This is a genomic window from Nocardioides sp. ChNu-153, from assembly GCF_030466625.1.
Lineage (GTDB): Bacteria > Actinomycetota > Actinomycetes > Propionibacteriales > Nocardioidaceae > Nocardioides.
On the sequence record NZ_JADEVT010000001.1, the window covers coordinates 112,551 to 137,914 of the forward strand.

Sequence of the window (25,364 nt, forward strand, 5' to 3'; positions counted from 1 at the left end):
GCCTTCCGGTGGGGGTTCAGGCGGACGGGTCGGTCGTGCGCACGCGCAGTCGCAGCCCGCCGTGGGGGCGGCGGGGCATCCGGGTCCGGTCGGTCCGGCCCGGCTGGTCGTCGACGGCGGTGAGGTCGTGGCGGGCGAGCTCCCCGAGGGTCGCGGCCACCAGGGCCACGGTGAGGGGCTCGCCGGGGCAGCGGTGGCCCTGGTCGGGGTGGCCGCCGCCCTGGGGGACGTAGGCGAAGGGGTCGGGCTCGGCGTGCGCGAAGCGCGAGGGGTCGAACTCGTCGGGACGGTCCCACCACGCCGGGTCGGTGTCGGTGCCGGGCACGTCGAGCACGAGGTGGTCGCCGGGCCGCAGCCGCACGCCGTCGTGCTCGGTGTCGGTCCGGATGCGCCCGGCGAGGGCGGGGACGAAGGGGTGCACGCGGCGCGACTCGTGCGCGACGCAGACCCGGGCGCGGGCGCCGGGGTCGCCGACGAGGTCGGCCCGTGCGGCACGGTCCACCACGAGGGTGAGCGCGGCCCAGGTGGCGGGCCAGGCCACGGCGACGGTCGGGCGCAGCACGTTGAGCAGCTCGACGCCGGCCGTGCGGTCGTCCAGGTCGGTCGCGGCGATCCGGGCGACCACCGACGTGTCGCCGACCGACGACGCGCGCCGGGTCTCACGGACGAGGCGCGCGGCCCACGCGTTCATCCGGACCCGTTCGCGCCAGCCGCGCAGGTACGCCGTACCGGCACCGCCGAAGCCGTCGACGATCGCGGCCATCCGCCGCGACAGCACCCGCCTCTCCTCCGCGGACCCGGGTACGCCGGCCCAGCGCAGCACCGCGTCGCCGTACGCCTCGACGAGCAGGTCGAAGAGCACGACCTCGCCCCCGTCGGGCTGGGCCGCGTGGGCGTCGAGGCGCGGGCGGAGGAGGGCCGTCACCTCGCCGGTGACCTCCCGCACGGCCGCGCCGTCGAGGAGGTCGAGGAAGAGGGCCTTGCGCTCGGCGTGCTCCGTGCCGTCGAGGCCGTGGAGCGCGCCACGGCCGAAGATGAGGCCGGCCACGGGCGGCGGGACGGCGCCCACCCGGCTGACGCGGTCGGTGTCGTAGAACAGCTCGGCCCCCGCGCGACCGCGGACCACGACGGCGCGCCGGCCCAGCAGGCGAGCGGTGAAGGTGTCGGCGCCGCCGTTGCGTCGGCGCTCGGCGGGCAGGGCGTGGTACCCGCGGCGGAGCAGGGCGAGGGCGAGGTCCATGGCCCGCCCGGTACCCCTGCCCCGGGGCCGCATACGCGGGCCCGGGGCCCGGCGCGCGCCGCGCGGGGGTGGGTCGGCGGTGGGTGCAGCCGGGGGGGCGGTGGGTACCGGATCCGGTCCGCCCACCGACCACCCGAGGAGTGAAACGTGAAGGCAGTGACGTGGCAGGGCTCGCAGGACATGCGGGTGCAGGAGGTCCCGGACCCGACCATCCAGGACCCGGGGGACGTGATCGTGAAGATCACGTCGACGGGGCTGTGCGGGTCGGACCTGCACCTCTACGAGCCGCTGGGCCCGTTCATGACCCCCGGGGACGTCGTGGGCCACGAGCCCATGGGCATCGTCGAGCAGGTCGGTCCCGGTGTGGAGACGCTCGTGCCCGGCGACCGGGTCGTCGTGCCGTTCAACGTCAGCTGCGGCACGTGCTGGATGTGCAGCCGCGGGTTGCACAGCCAGTGCGAGACGACCCAGAACCGCGACCAGGGCACCGGCGCGAGCCTGTTCGGCTACAGCAAGCTCTACGGCCAGGTGCCCGGTGGCCAGGCCGAGCTGCTGCGCGTGCCCTTCGGCGACACGCTGCCGATCAAGGTGCCGCACGGCCCGCCGGACGACCGCTTCCTCTTCCTCAGCGACGTGCTGCCCACCGCCTGGCAGGCGGTGGAGTACGCCAACGTCGGCGAGGGCGACACCGTGCTGATCATCGGCGGTGGACCCATCGGCGCCATGGCGGCCCGCATCGCGGCGCGCCGCGGCATCCGGGTGGTCGTCTCGGAGCCCGAGGAGGACCGGCGCCAGCGTGCCGCCGCCTGGGGCGCCGAGGTGGTGGACGAGCAGCCGCCGGCCGAGCTGGCCGCGACGCTGCGCGAGATGACCGACGGGCGCGGCCCCGACGCCGTCATCGACGCCGTCGGCATGGAGGCGCACGGCTCGCCCATCGCCGAGCTGGCGCAGAAGGCGGTCAAGTTCCTGCCCGACGCCGTCGCCGAGCCGTTGATGAAGAAGGCCGCCGTCGACCGGCTCGTGGTGATCAACACCGCGATCGAGACCGTGCGGCGCGGCGGCACCATCTCGATCTCGGGCGTGTATGGCGGCGCGGTCAACCCGCTGCCGCTCATGCAGATCTTCGACAAGCAGATCCAGCTGCGGATGGGGCAGGCGAACGTCCACCGCTGGTCCGACGAGATCCTCGAGCTGCTCACCGACGAGGACCCGCTGGGGACGGAGGGCTTCGCCACCCACCACCTGCCGCTGAGCGAGGCGCCCGAGGCTTACAAGGCGTTCCGCGACAAGCAGGACGGGATGATCAAGGTCGTCTTCCAGCCCTGAGGGCGGGGGCACGACGAAGGGGCGGGACCGGCGAACCGGTCCCGCCCCTTCGTCGTTCGTGCGGGGTGGAGAGGCCTCAGGAGGCGCGGCGCTGCGTGGCCGCGGGCGCGCCCACGACCTCGCGCAGCTGGCGCAGGATCCCGGCGAGGAGCCGGGACACCTGGGTCTGCGTGATGCCGAGCTCGTCGGCGATCTCCTGCTGGGTGCGGTCGTTGAAGTAGCGCAGCATGAGGATGCGGCGCTCCCGCTCGCCCAGCTGGCGCAGCGCGGGGCGCAGCGTCTCGCGGGCCTCGATGAGCTCCTGCTCGGCGGCCGGGTCGACCACCGTCTCCTCGTGCCGCGCACCGACGCCGGTGGGCAGCGGGGCGTCGAGGGAGACCGGGCGGAAGCAGCCCTCGGCCGCGAGCGCCTGCTCGACGACGTCGACCTCGATCTCGAGCTCGCGGGCGATGACCGCCGCGGGCACGTTCTCGCCGTGGTCGCCGGTGAGGCGGTCACGGGCCCGGATGACGGCCGACTGGTTCTCCTGCACCTGGCGGGGCGGGCGGACCATCCAGCCGTGGTCGCGGAAGTGGCGACGCAGCTCGCCGCGGATGCACGGCACGGCGTACGTCAGGAAGTCCTTGCCCTGCGTGACGTCGAAGCCGTCGGCGGCCCGGACGAGCGCGAGGTAGGCGACCTGCTCCAGGTCCTCGATCGGGATGCCGCGGTTGCGCTGGCGGGCGGCCAGCGATCGGGCGACACCCATGTTGGCGACGACCAGCTCGCGCAGCGCGGCGTCGCGCTCGGCCTGGTCGGTGGCACGCCCGGCGGCCTCGAGGCTGGCCGCGGTGGCCGCGCGCCGCTGCTCACGCTCGCTCTGGCGGGCACTGGTGACGGGGGTGGTGGGGGACAGTTCTTCGTTGGGCATCGTGGATCCTGAGCCTCGAGTGCCTGGCCAGCCCGCGGCTTGAGCTGGAAAGAACGAGATCAGCGCTTGTGGCGCCACCCACCGAACCTAGACCCATCCAGCCGGTCTGGACCAGTCGGAAGGCGAATCATTCCGGAAGTTCCCACCTGGTGAGCCGGTGGGGCTGGGACGCGCGGAGATGGGTACCGCCCCGGCGCGTGGACCGCCTGCGCCCGGATCCGGCCCCTGGACCCCGCCCCTGGACCCCGCGCTCGGACCCCGCGCTCGGGCCGCGGTCTCAGGCGCCCGACAAGGTCCCCGTGACGTCGTCCACGCCGACCCCCGGCTGGTGGTAGCTGCTCCCCAGGTGGTCGAGCGCCCGCACGTGCGTGTCCGGCGACGGCGAGGCGATGGCGTCGATGACGAGCACCGTCTCGAAGTCGTGGGCGTAGGCGTCGAGGGCGGTGGCCGCGATGCAGGACTCGGTCGAGATGCCGCACAGCAGCAGGCGGTCGACACCCCGCTCGCGCAGCAGGTCCACCAGCTCCGTGCGGTGGAAGGCGCTGTCGCGGGTCTTCTCCAGCACCACGCCGTGCGGCGGGCCCACCTCCGGCAGGCCCGGGAGCCGGGCCGCCTCGTCCGAGCCGCGCAGCAGGAACGGCTTGTCGTCCTCCAGCATGTTGCGGGCCCACGTGCTGCGGTCGTGCTCGTGGACGGTCACGACCTCGACCACGAGCGCGCCCGCGTCGAGGGCGGCGCGCACCAGCCGCGAGCAGGCGTCGACCAGCGCCGGCCGCTGCTTTTCGAGCTCCGGCGCGCTGAAGTACCCCTGCTGCATGTCGATCATCAGTACGGCGTCCACGACGGGGCTGGTACCCGAGCCCGGGACGCGTCATGCCGCGGCGGGTGCGCGCTGCGGGGCCGGGGTACCGGCCGCGCGGACGGAGCAGACGACGACTGCCGGACCGGCAGACGAGGAACGACGCCCGCGGGCGTCGGGGAGGAACGAGACATGGCAGACGGTTACCCGGCCCAGCAGCAGGAGCCCCCCGGCCTCACCGACGAGATGGAGCCCCGCCCCGACCACGGCGAGGAGTCGTACGTCGGGCACGGCCGGCTCGAAGGCCTGGTCGGGCTGATCACCGGCGGTGACTCCGGCATCGGTCGGGCGGTGGCGCTGGCGTACGCGCGGGAGGGCGCGGACGTCGCGTTCACCTACCTGGCCGCCGAGGAGCAGGACGCCCGGCAGACCGTGGCGCTCGTCGAGTCGGCGGGACGTCGCGCGGTGGCGATCGAGGCCGACCTGCGCGACTCCGCGACGTGCGACGCCGTGGTGGAGCGGACGGTGGCCGAGCTCGGCCGCCTCGACGTGCTCGTCAACAACGCCGGGTTCCAGATGGCGCGGGGCGAGGGCATCCTGAACCTCGACGACGAGCTGCTCGACCGCACGCTGAAGACGAACCTCTACGCGCTGTTCTGGTTGACCCGCGCCGCGGTCCCGCACCTGAAGGAGCGCGGCGGCAGCATCATCAACAACTCCTCGATCCAGGCGTTCGACCCGTCGACGAGCCTCCTCGACTACGCCTCCACGAAGGCGGCGATCAACAACCTGACGGTCAACCTCGCCGCCGAGCTCGGCGAGCACGGCATCCGCGTCAACGCGGTCGCGCCGGGTCCGATCTGGACGCCGCTGCAGCCTGCGACCCAGCCGGTCGAGAAGATCGAGCAGTTCGGCTCGGACACGCCGCTGGGCCGGGCCGGCCAGCCGGCCGAGGTGGCCCCGGCGTTCGTGTTCCTCGCCTCGCCGGCGGACGCCAGCTACGTCTCCGGCACCGTGCTCGGCGTCACGGGCGGCAAGCCCGTCTTCTGAGCCCGCGCGGTGCGGCGGGTCAGCCGTCGTAGCTGCGGGTCGGCCAGAAGCCGCTCGTGGTGTCGTTGCCGCGGGCCCGGCTCCAGCTGTTCCAGAGCACGACCCCGACGGTGTGACCGGGGCCCGACGATCGGTCCCAGCGGCCCACGACGGGCTGGTAGAAGGGCGCGCTCGAGGAGCTGCCGACGGGGAAGCTGGTGCCGGCGCCCGTGCAGGTGACCTCGGCGCAGGCCCGCAGGTGGAAGGTGCGGGTGCTCGGCTGCCACAGGCCCAGCTCGTCGCGACCGTTCCCGTCCCAGTCGCCCGCGACCGGCTGGTAGGCGATGCGGCCCGACCCGAACTTGAAGCTCGTGGTGCGGGTGGCGCTGTTGCGCAGGTGGAAGGTCTTGTCGGTGAGGTCGAGCAGCCCGAGGTCGTCGATGCGGTCGCCGTTCCAGTCGCCCACGTAGGCCTGGTAGCGGCGGGCGTTGCTGCCGAACTTGACCGCCACCGTCCGGTTCGCGGTGAAGCGCTGGTGCAGCGTCGCCGTGGCGGGGTCGTAGGCGCCGATCTCGTCGATGCCGTCGCCGTTCCAGTCGCCGGCCACGAACTGCCAGCCGTCGCGGCCGAAGGTGAGGATGCGCTCGGCCTCGCCCGCGCCGGGGGCGACCCCCGAGGTGCCGGCGTCGGTGGCCTGGTCGGTGAGGTGCACGCGGTTGCCGAGCACGCCGGCGGGGGTGTCGACGCCGTCCCCGTCCCAGTCGCCGGCCAGCACCTGGTCGAACTGGCTGAACCGGCCGTAGCCGCGGGCGATCGCGTCACCGGGCACGAACTGCTCGGGGCGCAGCGAGCGCAGGCGGGTCTGGTTGAAGGTGCCGGACGGCGCGACGCCGATGCGGGGGTCGCGCTTGACGTGGCCGCCCTGGTCGACCCACTGGCCCCGGTAGGTGCAGTACGTGCCGCGGATCGGGTCGGTGTGGCGCACGGTCGGCGGGCCCCACCACAGGTCGTTCCTCGTGACGTTGCCGCGCCCGTCGAGGCAGTAGGGCTGCACGGCGGCCGGGCCGTTCGGCCAGTTCAGCGTGGCGCCGAGGGTGATGTTGTCCTCGATGAGCGCCGCGGTGGTGTCGAAGGCGACGCGCACGTTGTTGAACGCCCCGACGAGCGTGTTGCGCCGGATCGTCACCCCGGTCGGACCGCCGTCCGGGTTGTCCTGCCGGTCGCGACCGAGCTTGATGTTGGCGCCGTTCGAGGCGCCCGCCAGGATGTTGCGCTCGATGTATCCCGGACCGGCGCCGCGGTCGGTCTCGACGTACATGATGTGGTCCTGGTCGCTGCCCTGCCCGCGCCCGCGGTTCGAGTAGACGAGGTTGTGGCTGAAGGTCCAGTCGGCCGGCTTCCCGTGGATGCGCACGAGGCCGTAGGTGCCGTAGCAGCAGATCTCCGCGTTGCGGAACACCCAGCCCGTGCCGCCGAGCATCTTCACCAGGTACTGCGGCCGGCTCCCGGTGGCCACCACCCCGTTGCCGCCGACGTTGAGCCCGTCGAACGTCCAGTACGCCGCGTTGTCGATGCCCAGGGGGACCGACAGGAAGACGTCGGGCCCGGTCGCCTTCACCGTGATGCGCGCGTCGGCCGTGCCGGCCTGCAGGCGGGGGCGGATGACGCCGTCGCCGTTCCCGTCGCCGTACGTGCCCGGCGCGACGAGCAGCGTGTCGCCCGCCTGCAGCCGGCCCATCGCCGTGTCCAGGTGCTGCCACGGGGCACCCGCGGAGCCGTTGTTCGTGTCGCGCCCGTTCGGGGAGACGTGGAGGACGCGCCCGGGAGCGGCAGCGGCGGCCGCGGACGCGGTCGTCGTGGCGGGGAGGGTGGACGCGACGAGCGTCGCGAGCACGAGGAGGGCGGCACCGAGCAGCGACTGCCGGCGCCGGGGGAGGGTGTGCATGCCCGGGATGCTAGGCGTGACCGAGGACACCTGTCGCCGGAAGAGCCCAGATGTCACCCGGACGGGCGGCTCACAGCCCCGACGCGGTGCGCTCCAGCACGGGCTCGAGGTCGAGGCCCGCCGGCAGGGTGCCGAACGCGCTGCCCCAGTCGCCCGCGAGGCGGGTCGCGCAGAAGGCGTCGGCGACGGCGTGCGGGGCGTGGCGCACGAGCTGGGCGCCCTGGAAGACGAACGCCATCCGCTCCACCACGCGCCGGGCCCGCAGCTCGATGTCGTCGAACGACGTCAGCTCCTTCTTCAGGTCGCCCAGCGCGTCGTCGTACCGGCGGTCGGCGCCCGTGGCGAGCTCGGCCTCGGCGAGGAAGGCGTCGAGGGTGTGCGGCTCGCGGGCCAGCGCGCGCAGCGCGTCGAGCGCGGCGACGTTGCCCGAGCCCTCCCAGATGGAGAGCAGGGGCAGCTCGCGGTAGATCCGGGCGAGGTCGAAGTCCTCGACGTACCCGTTGCCGCCGAGGCACTCCATGGCCTCGCCGGCCGCCATCGGGGCGCGCTTGCACACGGCGTACTTCGTGACGGCGAGGGCGATGCGGCGCAGGGCCGCCTCGCCCTCGTCGCCGCGCACGGCGCGGTCGTTGGCGCCGGCGAGCCGCAGCGCCGCGGTGGTCGCCGCCTCGGACTCGATCGCGAGGTCGGCCAGCACGTTGCGCATGAGCGGCTGGTCGACGAGCGCCCGGCCGAAGGCGTGGCGGTGGCGGGCGTGGTGGGCGGCCGCGACGAGGGCGGTGCGCATGCCGGCCGCCGAGCCCAGCACGCAGTCGAGGCGGGTCATGTTGACCATCTCGACGATGGTGCGCACGCCGCGCCCCTCCTCGCCGACGAGCCAGCCGGTCGCCTCGTCGTACTCGATCTCCGACGACGCGTTCGAGCGGTTGCCCAGCTTGTCCTTGAGGCGCTGGAAGCGCAGGGCGTTGCGCTCGCCGCCCGGCAGCACCCGGGGGAGCAGGAAGCAGGACAGGCCGCCGGGTGCCTGGGCCAGGGCGAGGAAGAGGTCGGACATGGGCGCCGAGGTGAACCACTTGTGGCCCACCAGCCGGTAGGAGCCGTCCGCCTGGGGCGTGGCCCGCGTCGTGCCGGCCCGCACGTCGGAGCCGCCCTGCTTCTCCGTCATCGACATGCCGGCCGTGAGGCCGCGCTTCGTGGTGGGCTCGCGCAGCACCGGGTCGTAGACGCGGCTCGTGAGCAGCGGCTCGAAGCGCGCCGCCAGCTCGGGGTCCGCCCGCAGCGCCGGGACGACGGCGTAGGTCATCGAGATCGGGCAGCCGTGGCCGGCGTCGACCGACCACGCGAGGAACTTCGCGGCCCGCGCGACGTGGGCGCCCGGGCGGTCGTCGGCCCAGGGCGCGCCGTGCAGCCCGTGACCGACGGCGGTCTCCATCAGGCGGTGGTACGCCGGCACGTACTCCACCTCGTCGACCCGGTGGCCGTAGCGGTCGTGCGTGTGCAGCCGCGGCGGCACACGCTCGGCGAGGCGGCCCCACTCCTGCGCCTCGGCGGAGCCGGCGAGCCGGCCGAGCGCGTGCACCTCGTCGAGCGCCCAGCCCGCGCCCTCGCGCTCGAGGCCCTCGAGGAGAGCGGGGTCGTGGGCGGTGTCGTGCCCCGTCAGCGGCGGGACCTGGTTGACGACGTCGTGGGTGGCGGCCATGGCGCGACGTTACGCTTTTCGTCACGACTGTGTCCACAGATGTAACCCGGCATGATGGCCCGGTGCCGCCGCCCCCGACCCTGAGCGCCCGCTCCGTGGCGCTGAGCCTGGCGCTCGGCGCGCACCCCGAGCGGCTCGGGGCCGGCCAGCTCGTCGCGATGGGGAGCACGGTGGGCGTGCCGCCCGCGACGATGCGCGTGGCCCTGACGCGGGCCGTGGCGGCGGGCGACCTGCGGCGCGACGCCGACGCGACGTACGCCCTCGGCGACCGGCTGGTCGCCCGCCAGCGACGCCAGGACGAGGCGGTCACCGACGCGGAGCGGGCGTGGGACGGCACCTGGGAGACCGTCGTCGTCGTCGTCGCGGGACGTCCCGCCGACGAGCGGGCGGCGCTGCGCCAGGAGCTGGCCGAGCACCGGCTCGCCGAGCTGCGCGAGGGCGTGTGGATGCGCCCGGCCAACCTGCGGCGGGCGGCGTCGTACGCCGCGTCCCCCGTGGTGGAGGCCCTCCTCGCGCGCCCGCAGGGCGAGCCCGCCGGCCTGGTGCGGCGGCTGTGGGACCTCGACGGGTGGGCGGTGCGCGGGACCGCCGCGCTCGCCGACCTCGAGCGGGCCGCGGCCCCTGCCGACCGGCTGGCGGCGGCCGCGGCGCTCGTGCGCCACCTCGCGACCGACCCGCTCCTGCCCACGGCGCTCCTGCCGCCCGGGTGGCCGGCCACGGCCCTGCGGGCGGCGTACGGCGCCTACCGCACCGAGCTGCGCCACCTCGCCCCCGCCGGCGGCGAGCGGGGGTAGCGTGCGGAACCGCTGCCGGGTCACCGGCCGCGCTGCGCCCCTCGACCCCCTGGAGGACCCGTGACCTCGTCGCCGATCGCCGTGACGGGCGTGACCGGGGCCCTCGGCGGCCTCGTCGCCCGGGAGCTCGCGGGCCGTGGCGTCGAGCAGCGCCTGCTCGCCCGCAGCCCCGAGCGGGCGCCCGAGCTCCCCGGCGCGACGGCGGTGCGCTGCGACTACGCCGATCCCGGGGCGGCCGTCGCCGCGCTCGCGGGGGTCGGCACGCTGTTCATGGTCTCGGCGTCGGAGACCGAGGACCGCGTCGACGTGCACCGCGGGTTCGTCGACGCCGCCGTGGCCGCCGGCGTGCGGCACGTCGTCTACACCTCGTTCGCCGCCGCCGCTCCCGACTGCACCTTCACGCTCGGGCGCGACCACTTCGCGACCGAGGAGCACCTCCGGGCCAGCGGGATGGCCACGACCTTCCTGCGCGACAACTTCTACCTCGACGTCTTCCCCCTCTTCGTCGGCGAGGACGACGTGCTGCGCGGCCCCGCGGGCGACGGACGCGTCGCTGCGGTGGCGCGCGCCGACGTCGCCCGCGCCGCCGTCGCCGTGCTCCTCGCGCCCGACGACCACGTCGGCCGCACCCACGAGCTGACCGGTGCCGAGGCGCTCACGCTCACGGAGGTCGCGACGCGCATCGCGACGGCCACCGGCCGCCCGGTGACCTTCCACGACGAGACCGTCGAGGAGGCCTACGCGTCGCGCCGCCGTTGGGGCGCGCCCCGCTGGCAGGAGGACGCCTGGGTCTCGACGTACACGGCCATCGCTGCGGGCGAGCTCGCCCGCAGCACCGACGCCGTACGCGCCCTGACCGGCCGCGACCCGCTCACGCTCGACGCACTGCTCGCTGGCGGCTGACTCCTAGGTCGCCGCCGCGACGCCAATCGTGCGCATGATTAGTATGGTGCTCGTCACGCCGGACCACGACGGAGAGCACCATGACCCACGTCATCACGCGCAGCTGCTGCAACGACGCCTCGTGCGTGCCCGTCTGCCCCGTCAACTGCATCCACCCGACACCGGACGAGCCCGACTACGGCACGGCGGAGATGCTCTACATCGACCCGGCGGAGTGCATCGACTGCGGCGCCTGCGTCGACGCGTGCCCGGTGCGCGCCATCCAGGCCGACTACGACCTCGAGGGTGACGCCGCGCAGTTCGAGGAGGTCAACGCCCGCTGGTTCACCGACCCGGCGCACGCCGACTACCCCGCCACCGCACCCGTGCCGCCCCGCCGCGACTGGAGCGCGGTGGCCCACCCCTTGCGCGTCGCCGTCGTCGGCTCGGGCCCGGCCGCCTGCTACGCCACCGAGGAGCTGCTGGCCCAGCGCGGGCTCGACGTGCAGGTCGACGTCATCGAGCGCCTGCCGACGCCGTTCGGCCTGGTCCGCTACGGCATCGCGCCCGACCACCAGGACACGAAGGCCGTCGCCGACGTCTTCGCCACCGTCCTCCGACGCAAGGGCGTCCGGCTGCTCTCGAACGTCGAGGTGGGGCGCGACGTCACCCACGCCCAGCTCGCCGAGCGCTACCACGCGGTGGTCTACGCGGTCGGCGCCCTGCAGGAGCGCCCCCTCGGCGTCGAGGGCGAGGACCTCCCCGGTGTGCACTCCGCCACCGACTTCGTGGCCTGGTACAACGGCCACCCCGACTTCGCGCACCTGAGCTTCGACCTGTCCTGCGAGCGGGTCGTCGTGCTGGGGAACGGCAACGTCGCCCTCGACGTGGCCCGCGTGCTGGCCCAGGACCCCGACGCCCTGGCCCGCACCGACGTCGCCGACCACGCCCTCGAGGCGCTGCGGTCCTCGCGGGTGCGGGAGGTCGTCGTCATCGGGCGCCGCGGCCCGCTCGAGGCGGCGTTCACCACGCCGGAGCTCATCGGGCTGCGCAGTGCCCCGGGCCTCACCGTGGCGGTCGACCCCGACCAGGTCGCCGGGGCGCGCACCGACGACGTGGCCCTGCAGGCCAAGGTCGACCTGCTCGGCGAGGTCGCGGCGGCGGGGGTGCCGGCGGACGGGGGCGGGCGGGTCGTCCGGCTGCGCTTCCTGGCCTCCCCGCGGGCGCTGCTCGGCGACGACCGCGTCACCGGCGTCCGCCTCGAGCGCAACGAGCTCGTCGAGGCCGGGGGCCGGGCCGCGGCGAAGGGCACCGGGGAGACCGAGGACCTGGCGTGCGGTCTCGTGCTCAAGGCCGTGGGCTACCGCGGTCGCCCCGTGGCCGACCTCCCGTTCGACGAGCTGCGCGGCGTCGTGCCCAACGCGCAGGGCCGCGTTCTCGTCGACGACCGCGAGCAGCCGGGGCTCTACGTCACCGGCTGGATCAAGCGCGGCCCGTCCGGCGTGGTCGGCACCAACAAGGCGTGCGCCCGGCAGAGCGTCGGCCTCCTCCTCGACGACCTCCGCGACGGGGTGCTGCCCGTCCCGGCCGCCGGCCCGGGGGTCGCCGACCTGGCCGACCTGCTGCCGGACCACGTCGACCTCGCGGGCTGGAAGGCGCTCGACGCGCACGAGCGCACGGCCGGCCGGGCCGCCGGCCGCCCCCGCGTCAAGGTGGTCGCCGTCGAGCGCATGCTCGAGGTGGCCCGGGCGGGGTGAGGAGGCTGACGCGCCCACCGGCGCGGCGGCCCGCCGTACCCCGTGCGAGCCTGGCCGGGTGACCACCGCGCAGCCGCTCGACCTGCCCGACCTGCCCGCCGGCCTCCGCCTCGTCGTCGTCGACATGGACGGCACGCTGCTCGACGGCCGCGGCGAGGTGCCGGACGGCCTGTGGCCCCTGCTGGAGCGCCTGCGCTCCGCGGGCGTGGCCTTCGCGCCGGCCAGCGGGCGGCAGTACGCGACGCTGGCGCGCACCTTCGAGCGGGCGCGGGACGGCATGGTCTTCATCGCCGAGAACGGCACGATGGTCGTGCGCGACGGCGTCGAGCTCAGCTCGACGACGCTCGAGCGCGAGGTCGTCACGGGGGTGGTCGCCGCCGTACGACGCGTGGTCGCCGCCGGGGCCGACGTCGGGGTCGTGCTCTGCGGCAAGCGGACGGCGTACGTCGAGCGCACCGACGAGGCGTTCCTCGCCGAGGTGCGCCGCTACTACGCGGCGCTCGAGGTGGTGGACGACCTCGACGCCGTCGACGACGCGTTCGTGAAGGTGGCGGTGCACGCCGCCGACGGCACCGACCCGGTCGAGGCGGCCCTCGCGGGCCTGCGGGCCACCCACCAGGTCGTCGTCTCCGGCGCGCACTGGGTGGACGTCATGCCCGCGGGCGTCACCAAGGGCGACGCCGTGCGGCGCCTGCAGGACGAGCTGGGCATCGGCCCGGAGCACACGGTCGCGTTCGGCGACTACCTCAACGACCTCGAGATGCTCGACGCGGCGGAGGGCTCCTTCGCCATGGCCGAGGCGCACCCGGAGGTCCGGCGCCGGGCCCGCCACCTCGCGCCCTCGCACACCGAGGCCGGGGTGCTCACGGTCGTGACCGCGCTGCTCGACCGCGCGGACGCCGCCGGGCCCACCGGCACCGCCGGGGTGCCGGGGACCGCGTGAGCGACGTCCTCCTCCTCGTGCTCGCGGGGGTCGGGGCGGGCCTCTGCGGGTCGGTCGCCGGCCTCGCGTCGCTGGTGTCCTACCCGGCCCTGCTGGCCGCCGGGCTGCCGCCGCTGGCGGCCAACGTCAGCAACACGGTGGGGCTGCTGGCCAACGGCGCCGGCGCCGGGCTGGCCTCGCGCCGCGAGCTGGCCGGCCAGGGCGGGCGCGTGCTGCGGCTGTGCGCCTGGTCGGCGCTCGGCGGCACGGTGGGGGCCGCCCTGCTGCTGGCCGGGGGCGAGGACACGTTCGAGGTCGTCGTGCCGGGCCTCGTCGCGCTCGGCGCCGTGCTGCTGCTCGCGCGCGACCGCATCCGTGCGTCCGTCGCGCGGCGCCGCGAGCGGCGGCTCGCCGCGGGGGAGCCACCCCCCGTGGGGCGGGCGTGGGCCGGTGGCCTGCTCATCGCCCTCGTCGGGGTGTACGGCGGGTACTTCGGCGCCGCGGCTGGCATCATCCTGCTGGCGGTGCTGTCCGTGCAGACGACCGAGGCCTACGCGGTCACGAACGCCGTGAAGAACCTCGTGCTGTGCGCGGCGAACGCGGTCGCCTCCGTCGTGTACGTCGTGCTCGCCCCCGTCGACTGGGTGGCGGCCGCCAGCCTGGGGCTCGGCGCGCTCGTCGGCGGCCTCCTGGGCCCGCACGCCGTGCGCGTCCTGCCCGAGACGCCGCTGCGCTGGGCCGTGGGCGTGGCCGGCCTCGCGCTTGCCGTGCACCTCGCCGTCGGCTGACGGGCGCCGGCGTGGCGCCCCCGCCGCCGGCGCGCGATGCTGGGCGCATGAGCGACGTGCGCGAGGTGGACCTGGTCGTGATCGGGACGGGACCGGGCGGTGAGGCCCTCGCGGGCGGCGCCGCGCGGGCCGGGCTCGAGGTGGTGGCCGTCGAGCAGCACCTGGTCGGCGGCGAGTGCCCCTACTACGGCTGCATCCCCTCGAAGATGATGCTGCGCGCCGCCGACGCGCTCGCGGAGGCCCGGCGCGCCGGTCGCCTCGCCGGTGACGTGGAGGTCGTGCCGTCGTGGCGCCCCGTCGCCGAGCGGGTCTCGGCCGAGGCCACCGCCGGCTGGGACGACACCGCCGCCGTGCAGCGCCTCGAGGACGCGGGCGGCAGGGTCGCCCGCGGCACCGGCCGGCTCGTCGGCGAGCGCCGCGTCGTCGTCACCGCCGCGGACGGCACGGAGACGACGTACGTCGCGCGCCGCGGCGTCGTGCTCAACCCCGGCACCCGCCCCGCGGCCCCGCACCTGCCCGGGCTGGAGGGCACGCCGTACTGGACCAACCGCGACGCCGTGCGCGCCACCGAGCTGCCCGGCAGCCTCGTGGTGCTGGGCGGCGGCCCCATCGGGTGCGAGCTCGCGCAGACGTTCGCGCGCTTCGGCGTGCGGGTCACCGTGGTGCAGCACGGCGACCGGCTGCTGCCGCGCGACGAGCCCGAGGCGTCCGCAGTGCTCGCCGACGCCCTCGTCGCGGACGGCGTGCGGGTGCTGACCGGGGTCGGCGCCACGGCCGTCGACCACGCCGACGGGGCCTTCACCCTCGCCCTCGACGACGGCCAGGAGCTGCGGGCCGACCAGCTGCTCGTGGCCGCCGGGCGCACCCCGAACCTGGACCTCGTCGGCCTCGACAGCATCGGCCTCGACGCCACCGCCCGCAGCCTGCCGGTCGACGACCGCCTGCACGTCGTGGGCGCGGACGGGCCGCTGCCGTGGCTGTGGGCCATCGGCGACGTCGTCGGGGAGGGCGCCTACACCCACGTGTCGATGTGCCAGTCGGCGATCGCGCTGCGCGACCTGCTGGGGCAGGACGGGGCCCCCGCGCGGTACGACGCGCTGCCGCACACGACGTTCACCGACCCCGAGGTCGCGGGCGCGGGGCTGACCGAGGCCGACGCGCGCGCTGCCGGGCTCGCGGTGCGGGTGGGCGCGACGCGGCTCGAGGAGTCGTCCCGCGGGTTCACCCACGGCCCGGGCGCGACCGGGATCGTGAAGGTCGTCGAGGACGCCGACCGCGGCGTGCTCGTCGGCGCGACCGTCGTCGGGCCGGCGGCCGGCGAGATCCAGGCCGTGCTCACGCTGGCCATCCACGCCGCCGTGCCGGTCACCTCGCTGCGCGAGATGATCTGGGCCTACCCGACCTTCCACCGCGCCATCGACAGCGCACTGGCCGACCTGTCCTGACCGCGGCGGGCCCCCGCCGCTGTCCACGATGCGGACAGCGGCGGGGGACCCCCTGCAAGAATCCACCGGACGTCAGGCGGCTCCGTGGCCGCCGAGGAGGTGGCCGGTGATCGAGTTCCGTTCGGTCCGCAAGGAGTACGCCGACGGCACCGTCGCCGTGGGCGACCTCAGCCTCGTCGTGCCCCGCGGGCGCACCGTCGTGCTGCTCGGCTCGTCGGGCTGCGGCAAGACGACGCTGCTGCGGATGGTCAACCGGATGGTCGACCCGAGCGCCGGCACGGTGCTCGTCGACGGTGCCGACGTGCGCGAGCGCGACGCCGTCGAGCTGCGCCGCTCCATCGGCTACGTGCTGCAGGCCGGCGGGCTCCTGCCCCACCGCACCGTCGCCGACAACGTCGCCACCGTCCCGCGCCTCCTCGGCGCCGGGCGGCGCGAGGCCCGCGCCCGGGCGCTCGAGCTGGTCGAGCTGGTGGGCCTCGACGTGGCGCTCGCCGACCGCTACCCGGCCCAGCTCTCCGGCGGCCAGCAGCAGCGGGTCGGCGTCGCGCGGGCCCTCGGGGCCGACCCCGACGTGCTCCTCATGGACGAGCCCTTCGGTGCCGTCGACCCGATCGTGCGCGCCGACCTGCAGGTCGAGCTGCGCCGCCTCCAGGGCGAGCTCGGCAAGACCGTCCTGTTCGTCACCCACGACGTCGACGAGGCGTTCGCGCTCGGCGACGAGGTCGTCATCCTCCGTGCGGGCGGCGTCGTCGCCCAGTCGGGCACCCCGGCGGAGATCCTGGCGGACCCGGCCGACGACTTCGTCGCGGACTTCGTGGGCCTGCGCTCGGCACGCCGGCGGTTGAGCGTGCGGGAGGAGAACGGCTCCCGTCTCGTCGTCGACGCCTCGGGCCGCCCGCTGGGGCTGCTCGAGGGCGGGGCCGCCGAGGCGGGGACGAAGGACGTGCGCACCGCGTGAGGTGGCTGTCGCAGAACCACGAGCAGGTGCTCGAGCTGACGCTCACCCACCTGGCCCTGAGCGTGCCCGCGATCCTCGCGTCGCTGCTCCTCGCCGTCCCGCTGGGCTGGCTGGCCCACCACGTGCGCCGCGCCCGGGGCCCGCTGCTGGTCGGCGTCGGGCTGCTCTACGCCATCCCGTCGCTGCCGCTCTTCATCATCGTGCCCGTGCTGGCCGGCACGCCGCTGCGCTCCGCGGCCACGATGGTCATCGTGCTGACGGTGTACGGCGTCGCCGTGCTCGTGCGCTCGGCCGCCGACGCCTTCGCCTCGGTCCCCGCGCCCGCGCGCGACGCGGCCACGGCGATGGGGTACTCCCGCACGTCGGCCTTCTGGCGGGTCGAGCTGCCGCTGGCCGGACCGGTGCTGCTCGCGGGCCTGCGGGTGGTCACCGTGAGCACGGTCAGCCTCGTCAGCGTCGGCGCCGTCATCGGCATCAGCAGCCTCGGCACGCTGTTCACCGACGGCTTCCAGCGCGGCATCCGTGCCGAGGTGCTGACCGGCCTCGTGCTCGTCGTCGTCCTCGCCGTGCTCCTCGACGCCGTCTGCGTGCTCGTCGGCCGGACGCTCATGCCCTGGTCGCGCCCGGCCCGGCGCACCCGTCGTACCCGGGGCGGGGCGTCCGCCGTACCGGTGGGGGAGGCGGCGTGAGCCTGCTGCTGGAGGCGCTCCGCTGGCTGGGCGAGGCCGACCACTGGTCGGGCGAGGGCGGGGTCACCGCCCGCCTGCTCCAGCACCTCGCCGTCTCCGCGCTGGTCGTGGGCATCGCCGCGGCGGTCGCGCTGCCGCTGGGCGTGCTCGTCGGGCACACCGGCCGCGGCCGCGGGCTCGTCGTCGTGACCGCCAGCGCCGCGCGCGCCGTGCCCACCCTCGGTCTGCTCACCCTCGTCGCCCTCGCGTCGGGCATCGGCCTCACCGCCCCCGTCCTCGCCCTCGTCGTGCTCGCCGCCCCGCCCCTGCTCGCGGGCGCGTACGCCGGCGTGGAGTCCGTCGACCGCGTCACCGTCGACGCGGCGCGGGCGGTCGGCATGAGCGAGGCCCAGGTCGTGCGGCGCGTCGAGCTGCCGCTGGCCGCGCCCCTCGTGGTCGGCGGCCTGCGCTCGGCCACCCTGCAGGTCGTCGCCACGGCGACGCTGGCGGCGTACACCGCCGACGTCGGCCTCGGCCGGCTGCTGTTCGCCGGGCTCAAGGCCCGCCGCTACGACGAGATGCTCGCCGCCGCGCTGCTCGTCGCCGCCCTCGCGCTCGTCCTCGAGCTCCTGCTCGCGGGCCTGCAGCGCCTCGTCTCCCCGGCCGGGGTGCGGACGGCGGGAGCCCGCCGCCGCACCGTGACCGGGACCACCGTCGCCCGGGGCAAACCGGGGGAGCCGCCGGCTCCGAAGCACGACGTCACCGCACCACCCGTCGAGAGGACCCCCTGATGACCCCGCTCCGTCGCCGCGCCACGGCCGCCCTCGCCCTCGCCACCACCCTGGGCCTGGCCGCCGGCTGCGGGTCCTCCGACTCCGACCCCCTGGCCGCCGAGCGCGACGGCGACGCCATCGTCATCGGGTCGCAGGACTACTACTCGTCCGAGATCATCGCCGAGATCTACGCCCAGGCCCTGGAGGCCGAGGACGTCGAGGTGCAGCGCGACTTCCGCATCGGCCAGCGCGAGGTCTACCTGCCCGAGATCGAGGACGGCTCGATCGACCTCTTCCCGGAGTACTCGGGCCCGCTGCTGCAGTACTGGGAGCCCGACACCACCGCCCGCCTCACCGACGACGTCTACGCGGCGCTCGAGGAGGCCGTGCCCGAGGGGCTGCGCGTCCTCGACCAGGCGGACGCCACCGACCAGGACTCCTACGTCGTCACCCGCGAGTTCTCCGAGCAGTACGGCGTGACCTCCGCCGCCGACCTCGCCGACGTGCCGGTGGAGCTCACCCTCGGCGCGAACTCCGAGGCGGAGAGCCGCCCCAACGGCCCGCAGGGCCTGCAGGAGGCGTACGGCGTGGAGGTGGGCTTCACGCCCATCGAGGACGGCGGCGGCCAGCTGACCGTGGACGCGCTGGAGGCCGGCGACATCCAGCTCGCCATCGTCTACACGGCGAGCCCGGTGGTGGCGCAGAACGACCTCGTCGTGCTCGAGGACCCCGAGGGCCTGTTCCTCGCCTCCCACGTCGTGCCGGTCGCCAGTGACAACGTCGACGACGAGGCCGCGGCGATCATCGACGAGGTCAGCTCGCGCCTGACCCCCGAGGGCCTGCTCGAGCTCAACGTCCGCAGCGTCGAGGACCAGTCCCCGGCCGCCGACATCGCGGCCGACTGGCTGGAGGAGCAGGGCCTGGCCTGAGGCCCGCGGCTCAGACGCGCCGGAAGAGCGCGGCGAGGGCCTGGCCGCCGCCGATGCACATGGTGACGACGCCGAGCTCCTTGTCGCTGCGGTGCAGCTCCTTGGCCACGCGCAGGGCGAGGATGGCGCCGGTGGCGCCGACGGGGTGGCCCAGGGCGATCGCGCCGCCGTACGGGTTGACCTTGGCGGGGTCGAGCCCGGCGTCGCGGACGACGGCGACGGCCTGGGAGGCGAAGGCCTCGTTGAGCTCGACGACGTCGATGTCGGACGGGCTCGTGCCGGTCTTCTCGAAGAGGGCCTGCAGGGCGAGCACGGGGGCGTAGCCCATCAGCTCGGGCTCCATGGCGCCGGTGGTGACGGCCTCGAGGGTGACGAGCCCCGTGAGGCCGCGCTCGGCAGCGGCCCGCTCGGAGGCGAGCACCACGGCGGCGGCGCCGTCGTTGATGCCCGAGGCGTTGCCGGCGGTGACCGAGCCGCCCTTGCTGAACGCGGGACGCAGGTTCGACAGCACCTCGAGGGTCGTCTCGGGCTTGGGGTGCTGGTCGACCTCGACGGTCGTCGGCCTGCGGCCCCCGACCTCCACGGCGACGATCTCCTCGGCGAACGCGGCGCGGGCCTCGGGGGTCGCGGCGCGGCGCTGGGACTCCAGCGCGAACTCGTCCTGCTCGGCGCGCGAGACGCCGTACTTCTCGGCGACGTTCTCGGCCGTGACGCCCATGTGGATGCCGTGGAACGGGTCGGTGAGCATCATGACGGTGCCGTCGACGAGCTCGCGGTTGCCGAGCTTGTAGCCGTTGCGGGCGCCGAAGTCGTAGAAGGGCATGCGGGACATCGACTCGTCGCCGCCCGCGACGGTGAGGTCGAGGTCGTTCCAGCGCATCTCCATGGCGGCCGACCAGATGGCCTGCAGGCCCGAGCCGCAGAGCCGGTTGACGGTGTACGCCGGCACGTTCTTCGGCAGCCCCGCGGTGACGGCCACACGGCGCGCGTTGTAGGCGTCGGGGCCGACCTGGCCGATGCAGCCCATGACGACCTCCTGCACGTCGTCGCCCGCCACGCCCGCCCGCTCGAGGGCGGCCGTCGTCGCCGTGGCGCCCAGCTCGAAGCCGGGGACGTCCTTGAGGACGCCGCCGAAGCTGCCGACGGGGGTGCGCGCGCCGTCGACGAGGACGATCTTCTGGGGAGAATCGCTGCTCATGGATGGAGGATAGGCCGCGGTCCCGTTCGGTGGGAACGGAGTCCCGCTACGGCAGGTCGCGGGTCGCGGCGGCGAGGTGCGCCCGGGCGTCGCCGAGCGAGGGGCCGTACCAGGTGAGCAGGCGCCCGCTGACGAGCCGCGTCGGCGTGCGGGTGAACGCCTCGGGGCCGTCGGCGGCGGTGAAGACGTACGGCTCGTCCGGCAGCAGCACGAGGTCGGCGCCGCCGGCGTCGAGGTCGGCGGCCTCGGCCCGGGGGTAGCGGCCGGTCGCCGGGTCGCCGCCCGTCACCTCGAGCCCGACGCGGCGCAGCAGGTCGGCCGTGAAGGTGGCGGGACCGACGACCATCCACGGGTCGCGCCAGACGGGTACGACGACCCGCCCCCGCACGGCGGGCACCGGTCCGCACCACTCCGCCCGCGCCCGGGTCAACCACGACGGGCGGGCCCAGCCCAGCGCGTCGAGCAGCCGCTCCATCGAGCCGACGGCCCCGGGCACGTCGACGACGTCCGTCACCCACACGGCCACGCCGGCCTCGCGCAGGCGCCGCACGTCGAGCTCCCGGTTCTCCTCCTTGTTCGCCACGACGACGTCGGGGGCGAGGTCGACGATGCGCCGCACGTCGGGGTTCTTGGTGCCGCGCACCCGCGCGAGGCCGGGGTCGTCGGCGAGGTCGGCCGGGTGCGTGCACCAGTCGGTGACGCCGACCAGCGCGTCGCGGCGCACGTCGGCGAGGGCCTCCGTCAGCGAGGGCACCAGCGAGACGACGCGACCGACGCGCGCCGGCAGCGCGACCGCGACACCCAGGTCGTCGCGCACGTCGTCCCGCCCGTCCCCGCTCACGCGTCGATCACTCGTTGGGCTCGTCGGCGACCTGGATGTCGAAGGAGACGTCGTCGCCGTCGACCGCGGTGACCTCGACCCCCACGTCGATGGTGGTGTCGTCCTCCGCCGTCAGCACGCACGTCATGGTGGCGCCCTCCTCGGCCTCGAGGTCGTCGGGGCAGTCGACGTCCGCCGGCTCCTGCCCCACGACCTCGGTGAGCTGCTCGGTGATCTGGTCCTCCACGTCGTCCTGGGCGACCTGCGAGGAGCAGCCGCCCAGCAGCAGGGCCGCGACGACGGCGGCCGGGGCGAGGAGGGCGGTGCCCGTCGTGAGGGGGCTGCGCATGGTGGTGCTCCGTTCGAGGTGGGGGAGGGGCCGCGGCCGGCCCGGGCGCGTCGTACCCCCGCAGGGGTCCTCCCAACCGCGGGCCGCCCTCCCGGCCGTCGACCGGGCGTCCCGCGCTACTGCCCGCTCTCGCTCGCGGCCCGGTCGTCGATCTCGATCTCGAGGGTCACGGGGTCGGCGGGTCCGCTCTGGGCGGTGACCGCCAGGTCGGTCACGGTCGTCCCCGCGGTCTGCGCGCAGTAGACCCGGGCGCCCTCGTCGAGGTCGAGCTCGTCGAGACAGGTGACGTCGCCGGGGCTGCCCTCGGTGGTCATCTCCTGCGCCACGAGCGGGGTGAGCTGCTCGGCGGTCAGGAACGTGCGGGTCGGCTCGACGGTGAACTCGACGTCGGTGTCGACGACGGCCGTGACCACCACCTCGGCCTCCTGCGTGCGGTCGCCCAGCACGTAGGTGCACGTCGTCATCTCCTCGGCCTCGGCCGGCAGGGGCCCGCAGGAGATCTCGTCGGGGGCCGCGCCGCCGGTGCGCTCCAGCTCGGCCGCGACGGCGTCGCCCACCTGGGCGGCGTCGAAGTCGGGGAGCGTCTCGGAGCAGCCACCCAGCACGGCGGCGCCCGCCGCCAGACCGACCAGCAGCCCCACCCGCCCTCGGCGCATCGTCACTCCTCCGCGTCGTGGTCGGGCCCGGCGCCCGGCCACGTCGGGGACGACCCTCTCACGAGGCGTGCGCGGCCGTTCAGACGTTGCGGCGGTAGGCCCCGCCCACCTCGAAGAACGCCTCGGTCACCTGCTGCAGCGTGCAGACCCGCGCGGCGTCCATGAGCACCGCGAAGACGTTCTCCCCCGAGGTGGCCGCGGCCTTGAGCCGCGCCAACGCGTCCTCGGCCTCGTCGCGGTGGGCCTCCTTGAAGGCGCGCAGCCGCCGCAGCTGCGCCTGCTTCTCGTCCTCGGTGGCGCGGGCCAGCTCGACCGTCTGCGGGGTGCCGCCGTCGGCGTCGGGACGGCGGAAGGTGTTGACGCCGATGATCGGCAGCGACCCGTCGTGCTTGCGGTGCTCGTAGAGCATCGACTCGTCCTGGATGCGTCCGCGCTGGTATCCGGTCTCCATCGCGCCGAGCACGCCGCCCCGCTCGGAGATGCGGTCGAACTCCGCCAGCACGGCCTCCTCGACGAGGTCGGTCAGCTGGTCGATCACGTAGGAGCCCTGCAGCGGGTTCTCGTTCATCGCCAGGCCCCACTCGCGGTTGATGACGAGCTGGATCGCGAGCGCCCGGCGCACCGACTCCGTGCTGGGCGTCGTGACGGCCTCGTCGTACGCGTTCGTGTGCAGGGAGTTGGCGTTGTCGTAGATGGCGATGAGCGCCTGGAGCGTGGTGCGGATGTCGTTGAAGTCCATCTCCTGCGCGTGCAGCGAGCGGCCGGAGGTCTGCACGTGGTACTTCAGCTTCTGGCTGCGCTCGCCCGCGCCGTACCGCTCCTTCATCGCGACCGCCCAGATGCGGCGGGCGACGCGGCCGATCACCGAGTACTCCGGGTCCATGCCGTTGGAGAAGAAGAACGACAGGTTGGGCGCGAAGGCGTCGACGTCCATGCCGCGGGCGAGGTAGCTCTCGACGTACGTGAAGCCGTTCGCGAGCGTGAAGGCGAGCTGGCTGATGGGGTTCGCCCCGGCCTCGGCGATGTGGTAGCCGGAGATGGAGACCGAGTAGAAGTTGCGCACCTCGTTCTCGATGAACCACTGCTGGATGTCGCCCATCATCCGCAGGCTGAACTCGGTGGAGAACAGGCAGGTGTTCTGGCCCTGGTCCTCCTTGAGGATGTCGGCCTGCACGGTGCCGCGCACGCTGGACACGGCGTGCGCCGCCAGCAGCGCGCGCTCCTCGGCGCCCGGCTCGCGGCCCTCCCGCTCGCGGAAGGCGTCGACCTGCTGGTCGATGACGGTGTTGAGGAAGAACGCCAGCACCGTGGGGGCCGGGCCGTTGATCGTCATCGAGACGCTGGTGGTCGGGTCGGTGAGGTCGAAGCCGTCGTAGAGCACCCGCATGTCGTCGAGCGTCGCGACGCTGACACCGGACGTGCCGACCTTGCCGTAGATGTCGGGGCGCTCGTCGGGGTCGCGGCCGTAGAGGGTGACCGAGTCGAAGGCCGTCGACAGCCGGGTCGCCGGCTGGCCCTCGCTGAGGAGGCGGAAGCGGCGGTTCGTGCGCGCCGGGTCGCCCTCGCCGGCGAACATCCGGGCCGGGTCCTCGCCGTCGCGCTTGAACGGGAACACACCGGCGGTGAAGGGGAAGTGGCCGGGCAGGTTCTCCCGGCGCCAGAAGCGCACCAGCTCGCCGACCTCGTCGGTGCTCGGCAGCGCGACGCGGGGGATCTTGTTGCCCGACAGGGACTCGCGGGTCAGCTGCGTGACGATCTCGCGGTCCCGCACCCGCACGACCTGCTCGTCGCCCGAGTACGACGCGACGACCGCCGGCCACGCCTCGACCTGCTCGGCGACCTCGCGGGGCAGCTCGGTGCGGGCGTCGTCGAGCAGCGCGTCGACGTCGCCGGTGGAACGGTCCGCGGCGGTGAGCTCCGCGCGCACCTGCGCGAGCCGGTCGACGCGGCGGGCCGCGGCCACGAGCGCGTCGGTGCGGGCGTGGTAGTCGCGCACGGTCGCGGAGATCTCGGCGAGGTAGCGCGTGCGGTCGGCGGGCAGCACCTGGCGGATGCGGGTGGAGCGCTTCGTGTCGACCGGGGCGAGCACCCCGTCGCCGGCGGGGAGGCCGTGGCCGACGAGCAGGTCGCGCAGGTGCTGGTAGAGCGCGGTGACGCCGTCGTCGTCGAAGGTGGCCGCCGAGGTGCCGAAGACCGGCATGTCGCCCGGCTGCGAGCCGAAGGCCTCGCGGTTGCGCACCAGCTGGCGTCCGACGTCGCGCAGCGCGTCCTCCGCGCCGCGCCGCTCGAACTTGTTGATGGCCACGGCGTCGGCGAAGTCGAGCATGTCGATCTTCTCGAGCTGGCTGGCGGCGCCGAACTCGGGCGTCATGACGTAGAGCGAGGCGTCGACGAACGGCACGACGGCGGCGTCGCCCTGGCCGATGCCGGGGGTCTCCACGACGACGAGGTCGAAGCCCGCCGCCCGCACGCAGGCGATGACGTCGGCGAGGTGGTCGGGCAGCTCGTGGGCGCCGCGGGTCGCGAGGCTGCGGAAGAAGACGCGGTCGCGGTCGAGGCCCGGCCCGGCGAGGTCGAGGCTGTTCATCCGGATGCGGTCGCCGAGCAGCGCGCCGCCGCCCTTGCGCCGCGTGGGATCGACGGCGATGACCGCGACCCGCAGTTTGTCCTGCTGGTCGACGCGCAGGCGGCGCAGGAGCTCGTCGGTGAGGCTCGACTTGCCCGAGCCGCCGGTGCCCGTGATGCCGAGGACGGGTACGGCGCGCCCCGCAACCGCCTCCCGCAGCCGGGTCAGCGTCGCCGCGTCGAGGCGGCCGGTCTCGGCGCCGGTGATGGCGCGGGCCAGCGCGCCGCGGTCGCCGGAGAGCACCGCGTCGACGTCGGCGGCGCCGACCTCCCACAGGTCGCGGTCGAGGGTGGCGACCACGCTGTTGATCATCCCCGCGAGGCCGAGGCGTTGGCCGTCCTCCGGGGAGAAGATGGTGACGCCGCTGCGCCGCAGCCGTGCGATCTCCTCGGCCACGATGACGCCGCCGCCCCCGCCGACGACCTGCACGTGCCCGGCGCCGCGCTCGGCGAGCAGCTGCACGAGGTACTCGAAGTACTCCACGTGCCCGCCCTGGTACGACGACACCGCCACGCCCTGCACGTCCTCCTCGATCGCCGTCTCGACGATCTCGGCGACGGAGCGGTTGTGCCCGAGGTGGACGACCTCGCAGCCCTGGGCCTGGAAGATCCGCCGCATGATGTTGATCGAGGCGTCGTGACCGTCGAAGAGGCTGCTCGCCGTCACCAGGCGCACCGGGTTCCGGGGCACGTGGAGGGCGGGGGCAGGAGCGGGAGCGGGGTCGGCCACGGGTGCACCTCGGGAGATAGTCGGACGTCCTACTAACCAGATACTAGGACGTCCTAGCAGTTCGCGCCACGGGTCCCCGGGCGTTCACCGGACCGTCGTCCCGGGGTCGGTCCGGGGTCGGC

General features: G+C 74.9%; 22 protein-coding genes. 12 read left to right on the forward strand and 10 right to left on the reverse strand.

Features of this window, described 5'->3' with window-relative positions; translation table 11 throughout:
* Positions 1-16: 16 nt before the first annotated feature.
* Entirely contained in the window at positions 17-1,240 is a 1,224-nt protein-coding gene (locus INN71_RS00535) for a cytochrome P450 (protein ID WP_277497399.1), read from the reverse strand.
* A 147-nt stretch (positions 1,241-1,387) separates the two neighbouring features.
* Between INN71_RS00535 and INN71_RS00540 the strand changes: the two genes are divergently transcribed.
* The gene (locus INN71_RS00540; protein WP_277497398.1) at positions 1,388-2,566 is read left to right on the forward strand and encodes an alcohol dehydrogenase catalytic domain-containing protein; all 1,179 of its coding nucleotides are present in this window, start codon (positions 1,388-1,390) and stop codon (positions 2,564-2,566) included.
* Positions 2,567-2,642: 76 nt separating this feature from the next.
* On the opposite strand, the gene INN71_RS00545 is transcribed toward INN71_RS00540, so the two are convergent.
* Entirely contained in the window at positions 2,643-3,476 is an 834-nt protein-coding gene (locus INN71_RS00545) for a sigma-70 family RNA polymerase sigma factor (RefSeq protein ID WP_277497397.1), read from the reverse strand.
* Positions 3,477-3,753: 277 nt separating this feature from the next.
* Positions 3,754-4,317, reverse strand: coding sequence for a cysteine hydrolase family protein (locus INN71_RS00550; RefSeq protein WP_277497396.1), 564 nt, complete (start codon positions 4,315-4,317; stop codon positions 3,754-3,756).
* Positions 4,318-4,467: 150 nt separating this feature from the next.
* Here INN71_RS00550 and INN71_RS00555 point away from each other — a divergent pair, with 150 nt between their 5' ends.
* On the forward strand, positions 4,468-5,325 hold the full coding sequence (locus INN71_RS00555) for an SDR family oxidoreductase (RefSeq protein ID WP_277497395.1): 858 nt from the start codon (positions 4,468-4,470) through the stop codon (positions 5,323-5,325).
* Between the two features lie 19 nt (positions 5,326-5,344).
* On the opposite strand, the gene INN71_RS00560 is transcribed toward INN71_RS00555, so the two are convergent.
* Together INN71_RS00560 and INN71_RS00565 are read right to left on the reverse strand one after the other, a co-directional pair.
* A complete protein-coding gene (locus tag INN71_RS00560) occupies positions 5,345-7,249 on the reverse strand; it encodes a hypothetical protein (RefSeq protein ID WP_277497394.1) in 1,905 nt (634 codons plus the stop codon).
* A 70-nt stretch (positions 7,250-7,319) separates the two neighbouring features.
* Positions 7,320-8,948: an acyl-CoA dehydrogenase family protein gene (locus tag INN71_RS00565; protein WP_277497392.1), complete on the reverse strand. Its 1,629-nt coding sequence runs from the start codon at positions 8,946-8,948 to the stop codon at positions 7,320-7,322.
* Positions 8,949-9,010: 62 nt separating this feature from the next.
* Here INN71_RS00565 and INN71_RS00570 point away from each other — a divergent pair, with 62 nt between their 5' ends.
* The 10 genes from INN71_RS00570 (at position 9,011) to INN71_RS00615 (ending at position 18,864) form a co-directional block, all read left to right on the forward strand.
* Positions 9,011-9,742, forward strand: coding sequence for a PaaX family transcriptional regulator C-terminal domain-containing protein (locus INN71_RS00570; RefSeq protein ID WP_277497391.1), 732 nt, complete (start codon positions 9,011-9,013; stop codon positions 9,740-9,742).
* Between the two features lie 60 nt (positions 9,743-9,802).
* Positions 9,803-10,645, forward strand: a complete 843-nt coding sequence (locus INN71_RS00575) for an NmrA family NAD(P)-binding protein (RefSeq protein ID WP_277497390.1) — start codon at positions 9,803-9,805, stop codon at positions 10,643-10,645.
* A gap of 80 nt (positions 10,646-10,725) precedes the next feature.
* Entirely contained in the window at positions 10,726-12,381 is a 1,656-nt protein-coding gene (locus INN71_RS00580; protein ID WP_277497389.1) for an FAD-dependent oxidoreductase, read from the forward strand.
* 58 nt (positions 12,382-12,439) lie between these two features.
* Positions 12,440-13,324, forward strand: coding sequence for a Cof-type HAD-IIB family hydrolase (locus tag INN71_RS00585; RefSeq protein WP_277497388.1), 885 nt, complete (start codon positions 12,440-12,442; stop codon positions 13,322-13,324).
* Entirely contained in the window at positions 13,321-14,091 is a 771-nt protein-coding gene (locus INN71_RS00590) for a sulfite exporter TauE/SafE family protein (protein WP_277497387.1), read from the forward strand. Before INN71_RS00585 ends, INN71_RS00590 begins: the two co-directional genes overlap by 4 nt.
* A 47-nt stretch (positions 14,092-14,138) precedes the next feature.
* Positions 14,139-15,536, forward strand: coding sequence for an NAD(P)/FAD-dependent oxidoreductase (locus tag INN71_RS00595; protein WP_277497386.1), 1,398 nt, complete (start codon positions 14,139-14,141; stop codon positions 15,534-15,536).
* 106 nt (positions 15,537-15,642) lie between these two features.
* Positions 15,643-16,494, forward strand: a complete 852-nt coding sequence (locus INN71_RS00600; protein WP_277497385.1) for an ABC transporter ATP-binding protein — start codon at positions 15,643-15,645, stop codon at positions 16,492-16,494.
* Positions 16,491-17,183, forward strand: coding sequence for an ABC transporter permease (locus tag INN71_RS00605; RefSeq protein WP_277497384.1), 693 nt, complete (start codon positions 16,491-16,493; stop codon positions 17,181-17,183). The genes INN71_RS00600 and INN71_RS00605 overlap by 4 nt, the downstream gene beginning before the upstream one ends.
* Positions 17,180-17,953 carry an ABC transporter permease gene (locus INN71_RS00610; protein WP_277497383.1) on the forward strand — a complete coding sequence of 258 codons (774 nt, stop codon included), beginning with the start codon at positions 17,180-17,182 and terminating at the stop codon, positions 17,951-17,953. The genes INN71_RS00605 and INN71_RS00610 overlap by 4 nt, the downstream gene beginning before the upstream one ends.
* Complete coding sequence (locus tag INN71_RS00615; protein WP_277497382.1) at positions 17,953-18,864, forward strand: ABC transporter substrate-binding protein; 912 nt, start codon at positions 17,953-17,955, stop codon at positions 18,862-18,864. The genes INN71_RS00610 and INN71_RS00615 overlap by 1 nt, the downstream gene beginning before the upstream one ends.
* A 10-nt stretch (positions 18,865-18,874) precedes the next feature.
* Here the strand turns inward: INN71_RS00615 and INN71_RS00620 are convergent, their stop codons facing one another.
* The 5 genes from INN71_RS00620 to icmF all read right to left on the reverse strand — a co-directional run bounded on the left by INN71_RS00620 (position 18,875) and on the right by icmF (position 25,242).
* Positions 18,875-20,062, reverse strand: a complete 1,188-nt coding sequence (locus INN71_RS00620) for a thiolase family protein (protein ID WP_277497381.1) — start codon at positions 20,060-20,062, stop codon at positions 18,875-18,877.
* A 46-nt stretch (positions 20,063-20,108) separates the two neighbouring features.
* On the reverse strand, positions 20,109-20,879 hold the full coding sequence (locus INN71_RS00625; protein WP_277497505.1) for a helical backbone metal receptor: 771 nt from the start codon (positions 20,877-20,879) through the stop codon (positions 20,109-20,111).
* A gap of 31 nt (positions 20,880-20,910) precedes the next feature.
* Positions 20,911-21,231, reverse strand: coding sequence for a DUF4333 domain-containing protein (locus tag INN71_RS00630; RefSeq protein WP_277497380.1), 321 nt, complete (start codon positions 21,229-21,231; stop codon positions 20,911-20,913).
* A gap of 116 nt (positions 21,232-21,347) precedes the next feature.
* The gene (locus INN71_RS00635) at positions 21,348-21,887 is read right to left on the reverse strand and encodes a DUF4333 domain-containing protein (RefSeq protein WP_277497379.1); all 540 of its coding nucleotides are present in this window, start codon (positions 21,885-21,887) and stop codon (positions 21,348-21,350) included.
* A gap of 79 nt (positions 21,888-21,966) precedes the next feature.
* The gene (gene icmF, locus INN71_RS00640; protein ID WP_277497378.1) at positions 21,967-25,242 is read right to left on the reverse strand and encodes a fused isobutyryl-CoA mutase/GTPase IcmF; all 3,276 of its coding nucleotides are present in this window, start codon (positions 25,240-25,242) and stop codon (positions 21,967-21,969) included.
* Positions 25,243-25,364 lie beyond the last annotated feature (122 nt).

Excerpts from the sequence above, each read along its gene's own strand:
- INN71_RS00535 (WP_277497399.1), bottom strand. The coding sequence starts at position 1,240 with ATGGACCTCGCCCTCGCCCTGCTCCGCCGCGGGTACCACGCCCTGCCC.
- INN71_RS00555 (WP_277497395.1), top strand. The coding sequence starts at position 4,468 with ATGGCAGACGGTTACCCGGCCCAGCAGCAGGAGCCCCCCGGCCTCACC.
- INN71_RS00560 (WP_277497394.1), bottom strand. The coding sequence starts at position 7,249 with ATGCACACCCTCCCCCGGCGCCGGCAGTCGCTGCTCGGTGCCGCCCTC.
- INN71_RS00545 (WP_277497397.1), bottom strand. The coding sequence starts at position 3,476 with ATGCCCAACGAAGAACTGTCCCCCACCACCCCCGTCACCAGTGCCCGC.
- INN71_RS00580 (WP_277497389.1), top strand. The coding sequence starts at position 10,726 with ATGACCCACGTCATCACGCGCAGCTGCTGCAACGACGCCTCGTGCGTG.
- INN71_RS00635 (WP_277497379.1), bottom strand. The coding sequence starts at position 21,887 with ATGCGCCGAGGGCGGGTGGGGCTGCTGGTCGGTCTGGCGGCGGGCGCC.
- INN71_RS00615 (WP_277497382.1), top strand. The coding sequence starts at position 17,953 with ATGACCCCGCTCCGTCGCCGCGCCACGGCCGCCCTCGCCCTCGCCACC.
- INN71_RS00595 (WP_277497386.1), top strand. The coding sequence starts at position 14,139 with ATGAGCGACGTGCGCGAGGTGGACCTGGTCGTGATCGGGACGGGACCG.
- INN71_RS00565 (WP_277497392.1), bottom strand. The coding sequence starts at position 8,948 with ATGGCCGCCACCCACGACGTCGTCAACCAGGTCCCGCCGCTGACGGGG.
- INN71_RS00620 (WP_277497381.1), bottom strand. The coding sequence starts at position 20,062 with ATGAGCAGCGATTCTCCCCAGAAGATCGTCCTCGTCGACGGCGCGCGC.
- INN71_RS00630 (WP_277497380.1), bottom strand. The coding sequence starts at position 21,231 with ATGCGCAGCCCCCTCACGACGGGCACCGCCCTCCTCGCCCCGGCCGCC.